This is a genomic window from Sphingomonas sp. R86521 (assembly GCF_042466235.1).
Classification (GTDB): Bacteria; Pseudomonadota; Alphaproteobacteria; order Sphingomonadales; family Sphingomonadaceae; genus Sphingomonas.
This window is the reverse complement of record NZ_JAXHBY010000001.1, coordinates 218,864-235,656: the sequence shown is the minus strand read 5'-3', so window position 1 is coordinate 235,656 and position 16,793 is coordinate 218,864. Positions and strand designations below refer to the sequence as shown.

Below are 16,793 nucleotides of genomic sequence, written 5' to 3'. Positions count from 1 at the left end.
GACGTTCCCGTCCACCTCCGAGCCACGTCCGAAGCCGAACGTCAGGACTTCAGCGATTTCGCCATGTTCAGGTGGGCGGCCACTGTAGGCACCAAGCCGGACGCGAAGGTCTTCAACTGCGCAACGTCCCCGGTCGCGGCATAGGCCCTCAACGCGTCGAGCGTCTGCTGATGCCCTGCAACCTGAGCGGCTGCGTACGCCGCATCGAACTCCGTTCCCTTCTTGGTTTTCAGATCAGCCAGCTTCTGCTGCTGCTCGGCATTGAGCGCTGGATCAGGCGTCAGGGCGGGCGTCAGCGTCGACGTCAGGGCCTTCAGCTTCGCAGTCGAGCCTTCATGGGCAGTAATCATCTTCGTCGCGAACTTCTTTACCGCAGCGGACGCGCCGTTGGTCGCCGCGAGCTTCGATGTCTCGATCTCGAATGCGTCGCTGGCGGCCGCCGTGTTTACGAAAGCCTGTCCACCGGAGGCAGGGGCCATCGCGTCGTTGCCGCCCGCGTCGGTGACGTTCGTGACGGTCGCAGGTGCATAAGTGCCGTTGTCGACGGCAGTCGCATCGTTCGCCTTCTTGCCGCATGCAGCCAAAGACAGGGCTGCCGCCGATACCAGAGTCAGGGTCTTGAAGTTCATCGTCATCTCCATCCGCTCGCTCATCGTTGTCTACTTCAACGCGTGCCTCAGCGACACCGTTCCGCGCCGGGGACGGGCTTGGACCGATCACTACGCGCGTTCGTTCTAGCCGTCTGCCGGCGCCGCTGCCGGCCTTATCGGGATACGGCAATGAGCATCTTCACGACCATCATGAACAAGGTTTTCCATCACAAGGCCGCGGATCAGGCGCCCACCGCGGCTCCCGTCGCTACGTCTCAGACCGCACCACAGGCTGCGCCGGCCGCTGCCGCCCAGCCTGCCCCGGCCGCAACTCAGCAGTCCGTCGACGTGGGCGCGGTCCTCAGCGAGATGGCGGCGATGAAGGATGGCGGTGGCAACTACCAGAGCTCGATCGTCGATCTGCTGAAGCTGCTCGATCTGGATTCAAGTCTGACGGCGCGAAAGGAGCTTGCCGACGAGCTTAACGTCCACGCGTCGGCAGATGGCTCGGCAGAGCAGAATATCGCCCTGCACAAGGCTGTCATGCAGAAGCTCGCCGACAACGGGGGCATCGTTCCGGACAGCCTGCGCAACTGACCCGGTGCCAGGGCGGAGCAGCACTATGTACCGCTCCGCCCCCTCTGATCCGCGTCGTCTTGCTTGTGCATACGTGTCGCGGGACGGACCTTCTCGGCTGCGATAGGTGGAGCCAGCGCATCGAGGCTCGGTCGCCAGCCCCAAGCGACTTTGGATCGCCCTATCGCCGTCCGCCAAGGATCGAACCAAGGATACCACCTAGGCCACCGCCGAGGCCCCCATCAGTAGCTCCGCCGGTGGTTCCGGCACCGCCGAGCCCACCAAGCACGGAGCCAAGGACTCCACCGAGGCCACCCGGCTGTCCACCCGCACGCCCCGTCAGATGACCAGCCACAAGCATCACAAGGATCGGCAGCATCTGCCTGAGGAGTTCTGGAGCCAGGCCGCTTCCTTGCGCGGCATGGTCGGCAACTTCGCGGCTGACGTCCTTCGAGCCGAAGATGCCGCCGAGAAGCTGATTGCCCCGATCGACCTGCGTCGGTTCGACACCGAGCACGTTGGAAGCGAGGTCCGTTCCACCCAGTGTGCCTACATGGGCGTCCAACTGCGACGTGTTGTCGCCCATGCCGCCAAGAACCGAAGGCAGCAGCGCTTCGGCGCCGCGCTGTGCCTGCTCGCGCGGTATTCCAAGCTGGGCAGCAAGTGCCTCGATGCCGCCGGCCGGCAGGAGATCGTTGAGGTTCATGTTGGTTTCCTTTTCGTGACGAAGACCAACAATCCTGCTTCACCAAAGGATGCGGAGCGATTGGGCAGGCTTGCTCAGATTCCGGAAGGCGGACGTCGTTACAGCCGGAACGCCTGCAGTTCGGGGATCCGGCTGAATGCAGCGTGGTATCAATACGGTGATCAACCGATTTTCGCCCACCCGTCGAGGGTCAGAACCACATCGTTCGATCAGCGCATCTAGACGAGGTCGAAGTCGATCTTCCTCTGCGCCCCGTCGACCGCGACGAGCCGCACGTCGATGCGGTCGCCCGAAGTCAAACTTTCTGCCGCTATGCGGGTGAGTACCGGCAGATCGCGCAACTGGATGCGGGCATGCCGCGGGTCGGCCTCCACGACGATCGCGGGAAACGTCTTACCCACATCGCCCCCGAGCATCACTGTCTCGGCGAGGTCGAGAACCGCCCTATCGATCTGACCCTGCCGCGCGCCGGAGCGTGCCATGACGGGCGGCAGCTTCTCGAACGCCGCGGCGACAGGGTCGGGAACATCGCGGCCGTTTGCGATGGCGAGCGCGGCCATGACGACGTACCGGTCGGCGAGCCGGCGCAACGGCGCCGTGGCGTGGGCGTAGGTCGCGCCCATCGCCGCGTGCCAGGGCTTCGTATCGGACCGATAGGGTTCGTAGCTTGCGCCGGAACCAGCACGCCGGATCGCCAGCATCATCGCAGCGTCGGCAGGCTTCTCAGCGTGCAGCGCCTGCTCGAAGGTTTGAAGCGACATCTCGGCAGGCCAGGCGATGCTCATGGCGGCCGCCGTGGCGCGCAGACGCGTCACCGTGCCCGTGTCGGGTTCGGGCATGACCCGGAACAACCCGGTACGATGCGCGAGCATCGCGTCCGCGACGGCAAGGTTGGTGGCTAGCGACAGCGCAGCGTTGTGGTCCTCGGAAACGAGCCGCGGACGGAAGGAGAGCGCAAATCCTCCGCCGGGTACCGCTTCCACCTGCTGCTCCGGCGGATCGACGCGAGAGGCGCCGCGGCGACGCTCGGCCTCGCCGATGCGTTGCGCCAACTCGTCCATCTGCGGCGGCAGATCGGAGGCGCGGACGCCGTCGTAGGCCAGCTTGGCGCGACTGCGGATGATCGCCCGTTCCGCCCCGTCGAGTTTCACCCCGCCGTCGGGTGCGACGCGGACGGCGAACACGATCGCAGGTCGCGGACCGTCCGGCAGCAGGCTCGCCGCATGTTCGCCCAGGATCGGGGGATACAGGCCGGCCTTTCCATCGGGCAGGTACAGCGTCTCTCCGCGTCGCCACGCCTCGGCATCGAGGACATCGCCGGCCTCAACGAACCAGGCCACGTCGGCGATGGCGTAGCGCAGCAGGAGATCCTTGCCGCTCGCCTCGATGCAGAACGCCTGGTCGAGATCGGTCGAGGTCGCCGGATCCAGCGTCACGAAGGGGAGATCCAGCCGGTCGACGTGCTCCGTCGGAGCGCGTCGGGCCGCCAGTTCGGCGGCTGCCAGCACGTCCTCGGGAAAGCCCGTGGGAACCTGGAATTCAGTACGGATCGCAGCCAGCCCGGCGGCAAGCGCGTGATCGGGATCGACGAGTGCTTTCATGCTACCCGTCTACACGCGGCGGCATCGTGCGGGAAAGAGCAGCAATCGTTGACATGCGGCATGCCGTCTGTTCGGAACCGGATGAGCTTCGTCCGGCGAAGCGTCTCGCTTCTTCAGCGCGCGATGCCGTCGCTCCGCCCTGTGTACAATTCGTTCCTGGGGTGGGGTCCTCCCTCGAGAAAGCGAAGCGGTCTACCGAACGCGGCTATCGATGGGCATCGTACAAGCGATGGTCCGCTTCGATCTCCAACGAACCGTGCCGGCCGAGATCGTTTGGGCAAGAACGGACAAGGAAGCACGCCGGGAGAGTTATCGTTCGAGGTGTCCGTGATGCAGACGAAGTGAGGTTTCGGCCCCCCTTGGATCGCCGCTCGTCGCGCGCGGTCCAGCCGACAGTGGGTCGACGTCTATGTTCCTGCCTACCGCGATTCTGTGCCGCTTTGCGCCCGCTACGAAGCCTTGCGCGTTGCCTCTCGACGATCATTATCAGGACGGGCGCATGACGACCTACCCATTGAGCGAGCCGGCGACGATCTATGCAGCCGAGGAAGCGACCGAGCAGGACGGCGTCGCAGGTCGCGGCACGCTGGCCGACTGCGTCGAGATCATCGAAGGTTTCCCTGCCGAGAAGCGGGCTTCCGCTCGCATCGAGATGGACGACCTGGACCTTCGGTTCGGTCCACGGGATGTCGACGATCTCCTGCGCTTCCTTCGTGATGAGGATGCAGGCCTGTCGAACCAGGACATAGCGGCGATCGAAAACCCCGATCGGTGATGGCGATGGGCGCCGGCAACAGTTGCGGCGCTCGATCATCTCTGCGGGGCCAAGGCCGTGGCAACCGCCTCAATCGGATCCGGTATCGAGGGCATCCAACTTCGCCGACACCTTTTCACGAAGCAGCGGTCGCCCGTGATCTCCAGAACTGCCGCGTGCCGGAGCAGGAAGACTTCGCCAAGCTGGTCTGGTAGCTCGCGTCGCCCGAAAGCGACTACATGAGGCCAAATCGGTGCTGTCGATGGCTGCATCCAGTTCTCGTGAACGGACGGTCTTCAAACTGACGGTAGGCTGTCGTTCCAGGCGACTGCAGAACGACTACGGCGCGCTCCGCGTCCTGGTCCTAGAGAAGGCTGCCAAGGCGATGACGAGTTCGCTAGGCCTAACCGGCATGGGCGGCCGATGCGAACCAGATCACGTGCCGCGGTCCCTTTCCATTGCTTCGCGCACGGACGACCACCTCGTCGGTCCGAAAGCCTGATTTCTCCAGGCGTTTCCTGAAGACCGGATCGGCCGCGGCGGACCAGATCGAAAGAATGCCGCCGGGCGTCAGCGCCCGCTTGGCGGAAGCCAGCCCGCGCATGGAATAGAGGCGATCGTTGGCTTTCCGCGTCAGCCCGTCCGGACCGTTGTCCACATCCAGAAGGATCGCATCGTATGCTGACAGCGTCTCGGCGATGATCTCGGCTACGTCCCCCTGCACCAGCCGCACTCGCGGATCGTCCATGCAGTCAGCCGTCAGGTCCGTCATCGGTCCCCTCGCCCAGGCGATGATTTCGGGAACGAGCTCGACGACCGTGATCCGGGCGTTTTTGTCCAGAGCGGCGAGAGCCGCACGGAGCGTGAAGCCCATGCCGTAGCCGCCGATCAGAAGATGAGGCCCGGCCCGATCGTCCAGTCGAGCGCAGGTCATCACGGACAACGCCTCCTCCGACCCGCTCATGCGCGTGCTCATGAGCTCAACGCGGTCATGCAGGATCATGAAGTCGCCGCCACGACGGTACAGCCGCAGCTCCTCGACCGCACCCGGCACGGCCGCCGTTCCAAGGAGTTCTCGAGGATGCATGTGGTGCCTACCTTGGGGCTGCCGCACGGCGTCATGCGGGGGAGCAGGAGCCGAGCGTGGCGCGACGGAGCCAATTGTCCGTGCGCCCGTTTCGGAGAGGGGTTCGTTACCCCCAGAAGGCAAGAGAGTACATCGCATGTCATACGAGGAGATGGCGACCCGAATGTCGCAGAAGGCAGGCTTCATAGCTGCCTTGGACCAGAGCGGCGGATCGACGCCGGGCGCGCTCAGAGCCTATGGCGTCCCGGACGACGCTTACACCAGTGATGCTGAGATGTCCGCGCTCATCCATGACTTCCGGGTCCGAGTCATGACTGCTCCTTCGTTCACGTCGGACAAGGTGATCGCCGCAATCCTCTTCGAGGCGACCATGGACGGTACCATCGGCGAAACGCCCGTGCCTACCTTGCTCTGGGCCGAGCGAAGGATCGTGCCGTTCCTCAAGGTCGACAAGGGGTTGGAAGGCGAGACGGACGGGGTCAGCCTCATGAAGCCCGTACCTGGCTTGGAAACGGTACTCGGCCGAGCAGTGAAGCTGCGCATCTTCGGTACGAAGATGCGCTCTACCATCCGGCTTCCGTCACCCAGCGGCATTTCCTCGATAGTCACCCAGCAGTTCCAGTTCGCGGAGCGCATCGCCGAGTTCGGCCTCATGCCCATCATCGAGCCGGAGATCCTGATCGGAAGCCCCGACAAGTCCGGGGCGGAGGCGATCCTGCTCGACGAACTGCTCGCGAGTCTCGACGCGCTGCCGTCCGAGCGAAGCGTCATGCTCAAGCTAACCATTCCGGATGTGAGCGATCACTATGCTCCCCTGGCGGCACATCCTCGGGTTACACGGGTCGTAGCGCTTTCAGGCGGCTATTCCCGAGACGAGGCATGCCGGAGATTGTCGACCGATCACGGCATGATCGCGAGCTTCTCCCGCGCGCTCATCGGCGACCTGCGGCACGACATGGACGACGCGACGTTCGACGCAGTCTTAAAGACCGCGATCGACCAAATCTATCTGGCTTCGACGAAGAAGACGTAGACCGCCAGAAGCGGATAGCTCTGCACCCAGCGAGCAGGTGAGGCCGGTGGAGGCCACCTCGCAGTCCTCCAGAAGGTCGTTCCGCGGGCCTCGCGCATCAGCTGATGCGCGCTTTGCGCCAACGCGTCGATCCCGTCGGTCCGGTCAATCCCGTCGAGCGCGTTGCCGGGTTCGTGCCTCGGCGAAATGGGCTGCGTCGCGGTGTTCCGACAACCCTGTGGATAACTCGTGGCCCCGGACGGGGATAATCCGGATAGGGGGACGTTCCGAGGCACCGTTGTGGAGAACCCTGATGTTGTCCACACCTCCGCACACAGCAGCCGATTCTATCCTCAGGCTGTGAATAACGGGGGTGGCTGTATCGAATCGGCGGAATTCGCCGATGCGACGGTGGTCAACCTGTTGGCGATTCAGGGACCATGTCGTGGTGCCCGCGATCCACCCGCCAACTACTTCAACAATCTCTTTCTAGATTCTTCTTATAGAGGAAGGTATCCGCGGACCGGTGAATACCGACGTGCCGGAGAGAGCCTCTCGCGCTTTCGAGGGGAGCCAAGACGTTCGGGCTGGTTCGGCCGGGTTCCAGCACCGGATGCGCGAGCGTAGGCGGAAGCGCCGATCGGACGGACCGTCGCGGTACACTCCGAGGGCCTCAGTGAACGGGTTTGCCGAATTCGTGATCCGGCACGTCTGCCGGCGACCGTTCCACCGCTGGCGGTGGGGCGCTCGCGGACGCGATGGGCGTTCTCGATCGCGCTTTGGGGAACATGGGCTGCTGCACCATGTTCGTCGCAACGATCTCTCCTGAAGCCAGCCCGTGGCGCAACCTGTTCGCCTCGTGATCCCCGTCTCTTCGTCGGATCGGCCGTGCCGCCTAAGTGTTTCATGGAGCCTGCAACCTTGCCGTGGTTCGACGAAGATGCACCTTATTGCAACGTCGATCATGTGATCGGTCGAGCAGGATAACCCCGGAATCCGCTCCACGAAGGCAGCGTCGCCTTCCGCTATGTCAGAGGGCTCCATACGTTCCTCAGCGCCGTCGCGTTCGATCAGTTACAGACGCAGATCGCGTTCTCGGTGGAGACGGCGGTCGAGGTCTCGCCACGGAGGGGGCCGGCGGATTCGTCTCACTGGAGGACGAGGACTGGACCGGCTGGCTCCTCACGACGATCCCGCGCTCGCCTGCTCATCCGGACTTCGCAATCGCCGACCTGACGCCGTGGATCGCGTCCGCGCTGGCCCTTGCCGAAGAGATCGTGTCGGCCTGAACTGCGCAGAACGCCTCGGCGTGCAGGTTTGGCGACCTCGTTTGGAAACGACGTCCCGGCTCCGTGTCCGTCAGCGAATGCCAACGCTCGCAGTGGACGCCATGCTCTCCTCTCAGACGATGGTAGGAGTGATGCCGCCATCGACGCGCAGCGCCGCACCGTTGGTGGCCGACGACAGCGGACTTGCGACATAGGCGACCATCGCCGCGATCTCTTCGGGCTCGATCATTCGTTGAATGAGGGACGTCGCCCGGTCCTTCGCGAAGAAGGCCCGCTCGATCTCCTCGGCCGGAGCGTCGGGATCTTCGGCTACGCTCTTCAGGAAGTCGACGATGCCTTCGGAACGGGTCGTTCCCGGCATCACGGTGTTGACCGTCACGCGCGTCCCCTTGGTCAACCCTGCCAGTCCGCGAGAGATCGACAACTGGGCCGTCTTGGTCATGCCGTAATGGATCATGTCGGACGGGACCATCACCCCGGACTCGCTCGAGATGAAGATCACTCTGCCCCAATCACGTGCGATCATCCCCGGGAAGTACGACCGTGCCAGCCGGGCACCGGACAGCACGTTGATTTCGAAGAAGCGTCGCCAATCCTCGTCGGTGATCTCACCGAATGGTTTTGCCTCGTAGATTCCGAGATTGTTGACCAGCACGTCGACGTCGGGAACGGCCTCGACCAAAGCCTCGGCGCCCTCGGCGGTTGCTGGATCGGCAAGCACGCCACGCGCTCCGATCTCCGCCGCGACAGCATCCAGCTTCGTCTGATTGCGGCCGCAGATCACGACGTCCGCGCCCTCTGCCGCAAGGCGGCGCGCGATTTCCAGACCAATTCCGGCGGTCGAACCGGTGACGAGCGCGGTCTTGCCGCCGAGTTGCAGATCCATGTTGCTTCCTTTCAACCGTTCCAATCGGAGGCGTCCGAAGAGCCAGTCAGGCGACATTCCGCCCGAGCAAGCCGGGCGGGTCGAGCATTATCCGCGTCGCCCGTCGTCATGCCACTTCCGTGAGAGCGATATGGCGCCCGCCACTGCGGTTGATAACCGGCGACCGTTCCACTTAAGCATGGAAGCGAATTCACAGATCAGGACGAGCCGGATGGACAATCGCGCTGGCGAAATGCAGGTGTTCGTCGCAGTCGTCGAGACCGGAAGCTTCTCCGCCGCTGCGCGACGGCTGAAGATGACTCCGTCCACGGTGTCCAAACTCGTCGTTCGGCTCGAGGAGCGGCTGGGGGTTCGCCTGGTCGAACGGTCGACGCGGCGACTCTCGCTGACGACCGAGGGTCATCTGTACCACGAGCGCGCACTGCGGATGCTGTCCGACCTGGACGAACTCGAACGGGAACTCACGGTCGGCAGTGCAGGCGCCAGCGGCACCGTCCGCATAAACGCATCCGTAGCCTTCGGTACCATCGCGGTCGAACCTCTCCTTCCCGCCTTCTGGCAGGCGCATCCGAACATCGTGATCGACCTGTCGCTTTCGGACGAGATGGCCGACCTCTATCTGGAACGGACGGACATCGCGTTCCGCGTCGGTGGCATGGACGATTCGTCGCTCACGGCGCGAAGGATCGGCACGGCTCGACGTCTGATCGTCGCGGCCCCCGAGTACCTCGACCGCAACGGCATCCCGACGACGGTCGAGGACCTCGACCGGCACAACTGCCTTGGCTTCAACTTTCAGCGGACTCAGCCGGTGTGGCCCATGCGGACGGGCGGCCGCATAGTCGACCGCATGGTCGCGGGCACGCTGCTCGCCAACAACGGCGAGACAGTCCGGCGCCTGGCCGTCGCCGGCGCCGGACTTGCCCGTCTAGGGGAGTATCACGCCCGGGCCGACCTTGCCGCTGGCCGACTCGTCGAGGTCCTGGCCGACGCGGGCGTGGGCGACGAGGAACACGTCGCCGCACTCTATCTCGGTCCGCATCGGCTTCCCGCCAGGGTCCGCGTCTTTCTGGAATTCTTCGTGCCTCGGCTCCGGACGTTCATGATTGAAGGCGCAGTCCTCGATCCGAACTAGGTGACGTCGTTCTCCGTTGGAGCCACTGCGAAAACGCGTCCGCCCGCCCCCGAGCGCCAACGACTGGCAGGGCGTCCGAGCCGCCGAACGGGTCGGTAGCGGGACCTCCTTGGCGGAGGCGGGGCTGACGGTGAATGGCCGATGCAGTCGGCAGCGCGGCATCCCGATGATCGCGTCGGCGGATCGGTCGAACAGCGGCAAGGCCGCGACCGGTCCGCTCTGGCATTCCAAGATGTTCGAACGATCCAAACAAGATAATACGACTTTTCCAGATTGCAGGCAGGGCCATCTTCCAAGCATCCGGCGACCGCTTAGTGCCGCCGAAAGGAGATGTACAATGGCTACGCTGCCCTTCAATTCCACAGACGTTTCTAATCCGACCTCCAATGCACTGCCGCTGATCGGAAGGGTCGGCATCGCCACCATCTTCATCCTCAGCGGACTGTCCAAAATTGCAGCTCCCGCGGCAACCATCGGATACATCGAGTCCGTCGGGCTGCCGCTACCGCAGCTCTGCTTCGCCCTAGCCGCGCTCGTGGAACTCGTCGGAGGCGCAGCGCTCGCCCTCGGCTACCGGACGCGGTCAGTCGCTTCTGTACTGGCGGCCTTCTCCATCGTCACGGCGCTTATATTCCACTGCGAACTCGGTGATCAGAACCAGTTCATCCACTTCTTCAAGAACGTGGCGATCGCCGGCGGACTCCTGAACGTAGTCGCCTTCGGTGCGGGCACCTGGAGCTTCGACGGACGTCGTTGAACTTTCGAACGGCGTGACCGCGCGTTCGCACCCGGCCACGCCGTTCGATCAGATTCTGCGGAAGAGGCGCATGTCGCCGCTCGCACCACCTCAAGCGCTCTCGTTCACTCCTACGCGTTCAGTCGGCCGAACGGCCCGCTTTTCAAAGGTCGGCGCTTGGCCAGGTCGGTGGCTCCGAATTCTTGCGAAGCAACTCGAAGGATGGCGAACGGCAACGGCTGCAGTCCCGACTTTGTCTCCGAGGGATCCGCGTCGGCGGCAAGGATGACGGACCGTTTGAAAATCGAGCACATCATGGCTTCGCTAGCGGCTTCGGGGGCCGATCACCGGAGCAGTTCTCCACCATCGTTGCCGGACGTAGCAAGTTGACGATGGGACTACGACCTGCACGCTGGTGCCTCCGCTAGCACGTCGGGACACCACCAGCCGTGCCTTCAACACGCGCGCGCGCTCCCGCATGCCGATTAGCCCGAAGTGCCCGGGCTTGGCGCCGGCGAGTTCGATCGCGGGATCGATGCCGATGCCGTCGTCGGCGATCGTGACAGTCAGCGCTCGACTTTCGAACTCGACCGTGACGAGTATGTGATCCGCACCAGCATGGCGACGTGCATTGGATACGGCTTCGCTCACGATGGCGTCGATTTCTTCGACGACTTCATCGACGATCTCCCTATCCGCGCCGTTGAACGCGATGTCGGCTTCCCGACCCACCGTGGAAGTGAGGTTCGCCCGCAGGTCCCCCTGCACTCGGTCAGTGCGAAGGGACATCACGCGCTCGCGCCCTTCCAGCAGCACGTCGTCGCTCCGATTCAACGCCGCTTCCATCAACACGCGTTCCCGCGTCGTCGGCTTGAAGGTGTCCGCAATCGCCTGGAACCGCAACATCAGGCCCTGGACGCTCTGCAGGAACGTATCGTGGAGCTCGCGCGCAATCCGTTCACGCTCCTCCGCCTGCGTCCGCGCCCTACGACGCATGCGCTCGCCGATGACGCTCATTCTCCAGCGATGCCCGATCCAGATCAGAGTCAGCACGACGAGGCCGCTCAGGATCAGGAACCAGCGTGTCTGATAGAAGGCCGGGGCGACGGTGAAGGCGAGCGCGGCTCCCGGCTCCTGCCATTCGCCCATTCTCCCGTTCGTCTGGACGACGAACCGGTAGGACCCCGGGGAGAGATTGGCGAAGCTCACCTCCCTACCATCTTCCCGGTCCACCCAGCGGTCGTCGGCCCCCTGCAGCATCGTCCTGTAGCGGCGTTGGAGCGCGGTGGTCAGATCGAGCGCCCCGTAGACCAAGGTCAGCGTTCCCGGGTTGTTGGGTAGCTTGAGATCATGAGGGTCGGCGTACGTGCGTTCAGGGAGCTTGGCGCTTGCGATCCTGATCGAAAACGGCGGCGCCATCCCGACCGTCGTCACTCCGGCACCCACCGTCATCACGCCGCGACGCGTGAGCATCCACAACGAGCCGTCGCCTCCAGTCGCCGCCTGCAGCCCCACGTTCCGTTGGGGTACCGCGATGCGTGCGTCATCCTGATCGAACGTCTCGTGGGGGATGGGCCGATGCGGATGGGCGAACGCCTGATCGAGTGCCTTCGTCGCCACTCGGAATATTCCGTAATATCCGATGAGCCAGGTCCGCCCATCGGGTTGCGCCGTGATCCCTTTGATGTTTCGAAGCCAGGGATGATCAGAGACGTCGAGCTTTTCTGAACCGTGCTCGCCAAGGCGGAGGAGTCCCGTAACGCCGCCCAGCACGAGCTGCGGTGCGTCGTACCCGAATGCCAACGGCTGTTCGAACCCGATTCGATCCCCGTGCCATACTTGCAGCCGTGTGCCGTCCAACCTGACGATGGCGTTGAGCTTCGTAATGACGACCGGGCGGTTACGGCGATCGATTGTCACTATGTACGGCACGCCAAGCGACGCCGACAGCATGTGCCTCCGCCAAGCGCCGTTCCTCAGCTGAACGAGACCGAACGTGTCCGATGCCACCCAGAGCGCTCCTTCGCGGTCGACAGCGCAGGATGGCAGATCGCTGACGCTGTCAGGCAGACGAACTCGCTCCCCGCGGTTCGGCCCCGACACTGCGATAGCCTCGTCGTCGTCCAGGGCCCAAACCTGATGACTGGCGCCGGCGCACAGCGCGCTGACGCCCTCCCGTATGGAGACGGCGAGACGGCTCGGTCTTCCGACCGTCATGGACCAGACGGCGTCACCACTCGCGACGAAGACCCGACCGTCCACAACCGCCATATGGTACCCCATCGGGGCGTTCCGTGGCAGATCGGGGACGTCCTTGATGAGCGCAGTGCGAAATCTGTCCAGTCCTCGCTCGCTTCCGATCCATATGTTGCCCCCCCGGTCGGAAAGCACCGCCCAGGCACGGTCGGAAGCCAAACCGTTTGCTTCCGTGATCCGACCGATCTTTCCGTCGGCAGGGAGAACGCTGAAGGCACCGCTCGTCACCGTCACGGCCCAGATCCGAGCACGATCGTCCATGATGGCTTTGATGAACTGGTTTGCCGGAGATCGTGCGACCGGCGGCCGCGGCGCAGACCGAGCACCCTCGTCCCACGCCGGCAGGCCGCGCAACCCTTCCGTATCCAGCAGCCAGAGGACATCATGCCGATCCTCAAACAGGGACGATACCTTCTTCGGCTTGAACGGCGCCCGTTCCAGTATCCCGCTTCCCCTGCGCTGATAGAAGAGATCGCCCCATGCAGGTATCCACGTCGTACCGTTGCGAGCTACGAACACCTTTCCGGGTTGATCGATCGGCTGCCCGTTGGACATGACCGTTTCTCGCCACTCCCGACCTGCCAGCCGCCACAGACCGGACATTTCGCCGCTTCCGGATGCCCACAGGCGACCCGTCCGATCAAAGCTCAGATCGGTGATTTCCAGTGGCGGTTTTGGCATGCGTGCGCTCAGCATCACCCCGTTGGCGAAACGGGAAACTCCCCCATGCCCGCCGTAGCCGACCCAGACCCCCCCGCTGGGATCGGCCACCAGCGCGGTCACCACGATGGCAGTCCTTCGCTGCCCCGGCGGCGGCGTAATCCGTTCGAACACCAAACCATCGAAACGGAACAACCCGTCGTTGCTGCCGATCCAGAGGTAGCCGTCCCTGTCCTGCGCGAGTGCACCTATGAACCGCGGAGCATGATCTCGCAGCGTCCAGCTTCGATGGACGAGCTGCAGGTCCTGTCCGGATCCCGCCGACGGCAGCATACAGGTCGAAAGCAGCCCGGCAAGAAGCGCTATGAATGTCCGCAGCATGCTATTGTGCACGTAGCCGCCCGACCGCCCGCTCGCAGGCACCCTGTCGCAAGGTCTACCGACGCGGTAGCGGTTTCGCTTGATCGCTTGGCACCGTCGGATGTTCATCTTGGCCGCGGGGTCTGTACGGATTCGGACGAGCACGCGAACTGGCGGTATGCTTCGCTTTCGGTGGTCGCCGACGATCCATGTCTGTTCCAGACCGAGCAATGGTTCATGGCCGTTCCGATCGAGCGGAGAGAGACTCGCCATACGATGGTATCGCATTCCCATTCAACGTTGTGCCGACAGAACCGCTGACGAGCATGTCGATTTGTCGGTGCCGTCCTCATCTAACGATCGGAAACTAGGCGAAGGTCGCCCTCCTGCCTTACCGCTCGCCGCGTACCCGAACGTATCAACTAGTGCCGTGCCGGTCTGAACAATCACCGCTTCCGCAAGCGCGGTCGACATCAATCAGCTTATCCACGCGATCGGTTCGCTGAATCCGCAAGCGGTGACGGTGTGGCTCTGTCGATCGAGGACAGGACCGCCGCGGCGCACGCCATGCCAAGCACAACGACGACAATCCCCGGCATTACGCTCCTCCAGCTGCTGCGCTCGGATCGACGCGGACCAGCGACAGGAACCCGAGAGCCTCCACAGAGGACGACGATACCGAGCGCTAGACCAGGCAGAACGCGCGAGCTTTATCTCGGAAGCCCTGTGGGTCATTCGACGGAACGATGACCTCTCGGAGCTTCTGAGCGGCCGTAAGCCGACGATTCTCACGGCAAAGTTCACCAGGCAGCCGAGGCGGTCACCGCGGTTCGCGTCCTCGATCGGTGAGCGACCGACGCGCCTTTCCTGTCGATGCAGCTCAGCGGCGCTGGCATGCACTGGGAGAGACAAGGCATGTAAACCTCGTCCATCGGAACGGCGCGACGTTGGCCGCCGCCTTTTTTTTCTGCAACCGGGTGGAGGACGTGTATGTCCAAGCCGCTAGGCGACCTCCACCCAACCGTAGGCAGGCTCACCGAGAAGTCGATTGAATCGCCTTCTGAGCATCATCCGTAATAGGCACGTTGGTGACTACGGCCTCGCGATTGAAGCGTTTCTCGTCGCAGAACGCAACGGTATCGCAAGGGATGTCACCCGCGCGACTCACCTGGGCGCGTGGTCTGCTTCGTCCAATCTTCAATGCCGAGCCTTTTGGGAACGTCGCGGAGGATCCGTACAAGCGTGTTTCCCGGGCCGCCGGGACAGCCGCTCGGCACCGTAGCTACTGTTTTCCTGCCGTTGGCACCGGTCCAGGTGACCGTATATTCCGAGGTATCGGATATCGCTGCAGTGCATTCGATCGCCGCTTCCGCGCCGGTCGCCGGCTGGAACACCGCAAGGTCGCGTGCAAGTTCGCGGTAGGCTTCCGCACCGGCGTCCTTGGCTCGCTCGCCCAGAACGGCGGTATGGCGCTGGCCGAAGAAGCGCGCCGTGCCATCGGACGCGAAGCTGGCGGTGTAGACCGGGCAGAAGCCGAAGCACGGTCCTACGGAAATGGTGATCGTTTCGGAAGGGGCCGGTGATGATGCGAGAGGTGTGCTGACGGTTGGAGCGCTGACGCACGCCCCGAGCATCAGCGTCATGGCTAACGTCACCTTTCGAACTGATGACCCGCTCATCTCGCCGCACCGGGCATGCCGGCGGGAAGCATGTAGGCCGGGCAGTAGCGATAGGCAGAGGCGCCACGCCCCGTGCGCATCGTGAAGGTCAGCGCGTCCGGCACCGTGACGACCTGGCGCTGAACGACTCGCGGAGCGGGACCCGCACCAGCGTCGATGCACGACTGGCTGACTTCGTACGCTTCCCCACGTCGCGACAGGATGCGCGCGCGGCACGAGCGGGAGTGCGCATCGCTGATGCCGCGCCCGTCATATTGACGAATTGCGGAGTTGGGGGCGGTGCCGCACGAGACCCCCTTCTGCACGTAGATCCCAGGCTTCAACTTGTACACGCCGCCCGGCTTCGGCGACGTGTCAACACTCGCGGCGGCAGCGCCTGCCATCGCGAGGCCTGCAATAGCAGCAACGGTCTTCAAAAGAGGCATGTCGCTCCGTCCTTATGTACTGTCGGCGTCAGCCCCTAACGGGTCGAACCTGAACCACAGACGTTGGCGTTGGCGCAAAACCTTTATTCGTCGAGCGTAGCGAGGATTAATTAGGAGGTTCGGAGAGCATTTGCGGCGTTAAGCTGAGCCGCCCGCCGCTTGCCTGATCGTCTCGCCAAGCAGTCTGAAGTCGCTCGTACGCGGATGGCCGCTGCGCCAAACCAACGCGATCTGTCGCTCCGCGTTAAGGGCCGGCGCCGGCCGCGGCTCGACGCGCGTGCCGCCAAGGATGCCGGCGTCGATCGCCATCTGTGGGAGCAACGTGTAGCCTAGACCGGCATCGACCAGTTGTACGAGCGTGTGCAGCGTGGAGGCGACCAGCCGGCTTTCAGCCTCCGAAGCTGCCCGGTTGCAAGCCGCAAGAGCGTGCTCTTTGAGGCAGTGTCCGTTCTCAAGCAGAAGCAATCGGTCATCGTCGGGATCGCATAGCGGCGACGCCATCTCATCCTGTCCCTTAGCCGCGACGAGGATCAGGCGATCGACTGATATATTGATGCTTTCGACCTCGCCGCACTCGACCGGCAGGGCGAGCAGCACACAATCGATCGCACCCCGCTCCATCGCTTCACGGGCGACGCTCGTCACCATCTCCCGCACATACAGCTGCAGTCGCGGCCAGTCGCGCGCGATCGCGGGCAGGATACTGGACAACAAGAACGGCGCAACTGTAGGGATCGCCGCCAATCGCAGGCTGCCCACAAGCGGCTCGTACGAGCGCTGCGCAGCGACATGAAGGTCTTCGGCAGCTCGCACCATCTGCCGAGCGCGGACCACGATCTCCTCGCCGATCGGGGTGAAGCGGACATGGCGCTTGGAGCGCTCGACCAGGCTTGTCTCAAGCACACGCTCGAGCTCAGCTATGCTCGCGGAGAAGGCGGATTGTGAGATGAACGAGGCGACAGCCGCCCGTCCGAAATGCCCATGCTCGTGGAGTGAGAGCAGATACGACAATTGCCTGAGCGACGGGAGGGGCTTCATCGA

At 63.8% G+C, this 16,793-nt stretch carries 14 protein-coding genes; 5 read left to right on the top strand and 9 right to left on the bottom strand.

The window, feature by feature from the left end; all coding sequences use genetic code 11:
- Window positions 1-41: 41 nt before the first annotated feature.
- Window positions 42-653 carry a DUF4142 domain-containing protein gene (locus SJY20_RS01175; protein ID WP_380784776.1) on the bottom strand — a complete coding sequence of 204 codons (612 nt, stop codon included), beginning with the start codon at window positions 651-653 and terminating at the stop codon, window positions 42-44.
- Window positions 654-779: 126 nt separating this feature from the next.
- Between SJY20_RS01175 and SJY20_RS01170 the strand changes: the two genes are divergently transcribed.
- Window positions 780-1,187, top strand: a complete 408-nt coding sequence (locus SJY20_RS01170; protein ID WP_380784775.1) for a DUF3597 domain-containing protein — start codon at window positions 780-782, stop codon at window positions 1,185-1,187.
- Between the two features lie 160 nt (window positions 1,188-1,347).
- Here SJY20_RS01170 and SJY20_RS01165 read toward each other — a convergent pair whose 3' ends face one another.
- Together SJY20_RS01165 and SJY20_RS01160 are read right to left on the bottom strand one after the other, a co-directional pair.
- The gene (locus SJY20_RS01165; RefSeq protein ID WP_380784774.1) at window positions 1,348-1,872 is read right to left on the bottom strand and encodes a DUF937 domain-containing protein; all 525 of its coding nucleotides are present in this window, start codon (window positions 1,870-1,872) and stop codon (window positions 1,348-1,350) included.
- A gap of 218 nt (window positions 1,873-2,090) precedes the next feature.
- Window positions 2,091-3,473: an RNB domain-containing ribonuclease gene (locus SJY20_RS01160; protein ID WP_380784773.1), complete on the bottom strand. Its 1,383-nt coding sequence runs from the start codon at window positions 3,471-3,473 to the stop codon at window positions 2,091-2,093.
- A 499-nt stretch (window positions 3,474-3,972) separates the two neighbouring features.
- Between SJY20_RS01160 and SJY20_RS01155 the strand changes: the two genes are divergently transcribed.
- On the top strand, window positions 3,973-4,248 hold the full coding sequence (locus SJY20_RS01155; RefSeq protein WP_380784772.1) for a hypothetical protein: 276 nt from the start codon (window positions 3,973-3,975) through the stop codon (window positions 4,246-4,248).
- Window positions 4,249-4,630: 382 nt separating this feature from the next.
- On the opposite strand, the gene SJY20_RS01150 is transcribed toward SJY20_RS01155, so the two are convergent.
- Window positions 4,631-5,314, bottom strand: coding sequence for a spermidine synthase (locus SJY20_RS01150; protein WP_380784771.1), 684 nt, complete (start codon window positions 5,312-5,314; stop codon window positions 4,631-4,633).
- 136 nt (window positions 5,315-5,450) lie between these two features.
- Between SJY20_RS01150 and SJY20_RS01145 the strand changes: the two genes are divergently transcribed.
- Window positions 5,451-6,347, top strand: a complete 897-nt coding sequence (locus tag SJY20_RS01145; protein WP_380784770.1) for a fructose bisphosphate aldolase — start codon at window positions 5,451-5,453, stop codon at window positions 6,345-6,347.
- Between the two features lie 1,380 nt (window positions 6,348-7,727).
- Here SJY20_RS01145 and SJY20_RS01140 read toward each other — a convergent pair.
- Window positions 7,728-8,501: an SDR family NAD(P)-dependent oxidoreductase gene (locus SJY20_RS01140; protein WP_380784769.1), complete on the bottom strand. Its 774-nt coding sequence runs from the start codon at window positions 8,499-8,501 to the stop codon at window positions 7,728-7,730.
- 211 nt (window positions 8,502-8,712) lie between these two features.
- Between SJY20_RS01140 and SJY20_RS01135 the strand changes: the two genes are divergently transcribed.
- Window positions 8,713-9,636 (top strand): LysR family transcriptional regulator, encoded by a 924-nt coding sequence (locus tag SJY20_RS01135; RefSeq protein WP_380784768.1) that lies wholly within the window; start codon window positions 8,713-8,715, stop codon window positions 9,634-9,636.
- A 337-nt stretch (window positions 9,637-9,973) separates the two neighbouring features.
- A complete protein-coding gene (locus SJY20_RS01130) occupies window positions 9,974-10,393 on the top strand; it encodes a DoxX family protein (RefSeq protein WP_380784767.1) in 420 nt (139 codons plus the stop codon).
- A gap of 303 nt (window positions 10,394-10,696) precedes the next feature.
- Here SJY20_RS01130 and SJY20_RS01125 read toward each other — a convergent pair whose 3' ends face one another.
- The 4 genes from SJY20_RS01125 to SJY20_RS01110 form a co-directional block, all read right to left on the bottom strand.
- Window positions 10,697-13,669, bottom strand: coding sequence for a two-component regulator propeller domain-containing protein (locus tag SJY20_RS01125; RefSeq protein WP_380784766.1), 2,973 nt, complete (start codon window positions 13,667-13,669; stop codon window positions 10,697-10,699).
- Between the two features lie 1,130 nt (window positions 13,670-14,799).
- Window positions 14,800-15,291, bottom strand: coding sequence for a DUF6438 domain-containing protein (locus SJY20_RS01120; protein WP_380784765.1), 492 nt, complete (start codon window positions 15,289-15,291; stop codon window positions 14,800-14,802).
- Window positions 15,292-15,323: 32 nt separating this feature from the next.
- Window positions 15,324-15,752, bottom strand: a complete 429-nt coding sequence (locus tag SJY20_RS01115) for a hypothetical protein (protein ID WP_380784764.1) — start codon at window positions 15,750-15,752, stop codon at window positions 15,324-15,326.
- A gap of 138 nt (window positions 15,753-15,890) precedes the next feature.
- Entirely contained in the window at window positions 15,891-16,790 is a 900-nt protein-coding gene (locus tag SJY20_RS01110; RefSeq protein WP_380784763.1) for a LysR substrate-binding domain-containing protein, read from the bottom strand.
- Window positions 16,791-16,793 lie beyond the last annotated feature (3 nt).

What these genes read in the sequence shown, in the direction of transcription:
- SJY20_RS01175 (WP_380784776.1), bottom strand. Translation starts at nt 653, where the DNA reads ATGAGCGAGCGGATGGAGATGACGATGAACTTCAAGACCCTGACTCTG.
- SJY20_RS01170 (WP_380784775.1), top strand. Translation starts at nt 780, where the DNA reads ATGAGCATCTTCACGACCATCATGAACAAGGTTTTCCATCACAAGGCC.
- SJY20_RS01165 (WP_380784774.1), bottom strand. Translation starts at nt 1,872, where the DNA reads ATGAACCTCAACGATCTCCTGCCGGCCGGCGGCATCGAGGCACTTGCT.
- SJY20_RS01160 (WP_380784773.1), bottom strand. Translation starts at nt 3,473, where the DNA reads ATGAAAGCACTCGTCGATCCCGATCACGCGCTTGCCGCCGGGCTGGCT.
- SJY20_RS01155 (WP_380784772.1), top strand. Translation starts at nt 3,973, where the DNA reads ATGACGACCTACCCATTGAGCGAGCCGGCGACGATCTATGCAGCCGAG.
- SJY20_RS01150 (WP_380784771.1), bottom strand. Translation starts at nt 5,314, where the DNA reads ATGCATCCTCGAGAACTCCTTGGAACGGCGGCCGTGCCGGGTGCGGTC.
- SJY20_RS01145 (WP_380784770.1), top strand. Translation starts at nt 5,451, where the DNA reads ATGTCATACGAGGAGATGGCGACCCGAATGTCGCAGAAGGCAGGCTTC.
- SJY20_RS01140 (WP_380784769.1), bottom strand. Translation starts at nt 8,501, where the DNA reads ATGGATCTGCAACTCGGCGGCAAGACCGCGCTCGTCACCGGTTCGACC.
- SJY20_RS01135 (WP_380784768.1), top strand. Translation starts at nt 8,713, where the DNA reads ATGGACAATCGCGCTGGCGAAATGCAGGTGTTCGTCGCAGTCGTCGAG.
- SJY20_RS01130 (WP_380784767.1), top strand. Translation starts at nt 9,974, where the DNA reads ATGGCTACGCTGCCCTTCAATTCCACAGACGTTTCTAATCCGACCTCC.
- SJY20_RS01125 (WP_380784766.1), bottom strand. Translation starts at nt 13,669, where the DNA reads ATGCTGCGGACATTCATAGCGCTTCTTGCCGGGCTGCTTTCGACCTGT.
- SJY20_RS01120 (WP_380784765.1), bottom strand. Translation starts at nt 15,291, where the DNA reads ATGACGCTGATGCTCGGGGCGTGCGTCAGCGCTCCAACCGTCAGCACA.
- SJY20_RS01115 (WP_380784764.1), bottom strand. Translation starts at nt 15,752, where the DNA reads ATGCCTCTTTTGAAGACCGTTGCTGCTATTGCAGGCCTCGCGATGGCA.
- SJY20_RS01110 (WP_380784763.1), bottom strand. Translation starts at nt 16,790, where the DNA reads ATGAAGCCCCTCCCGTCGCTCAGGCAATTGTCGTATCTGCTCTCACTC.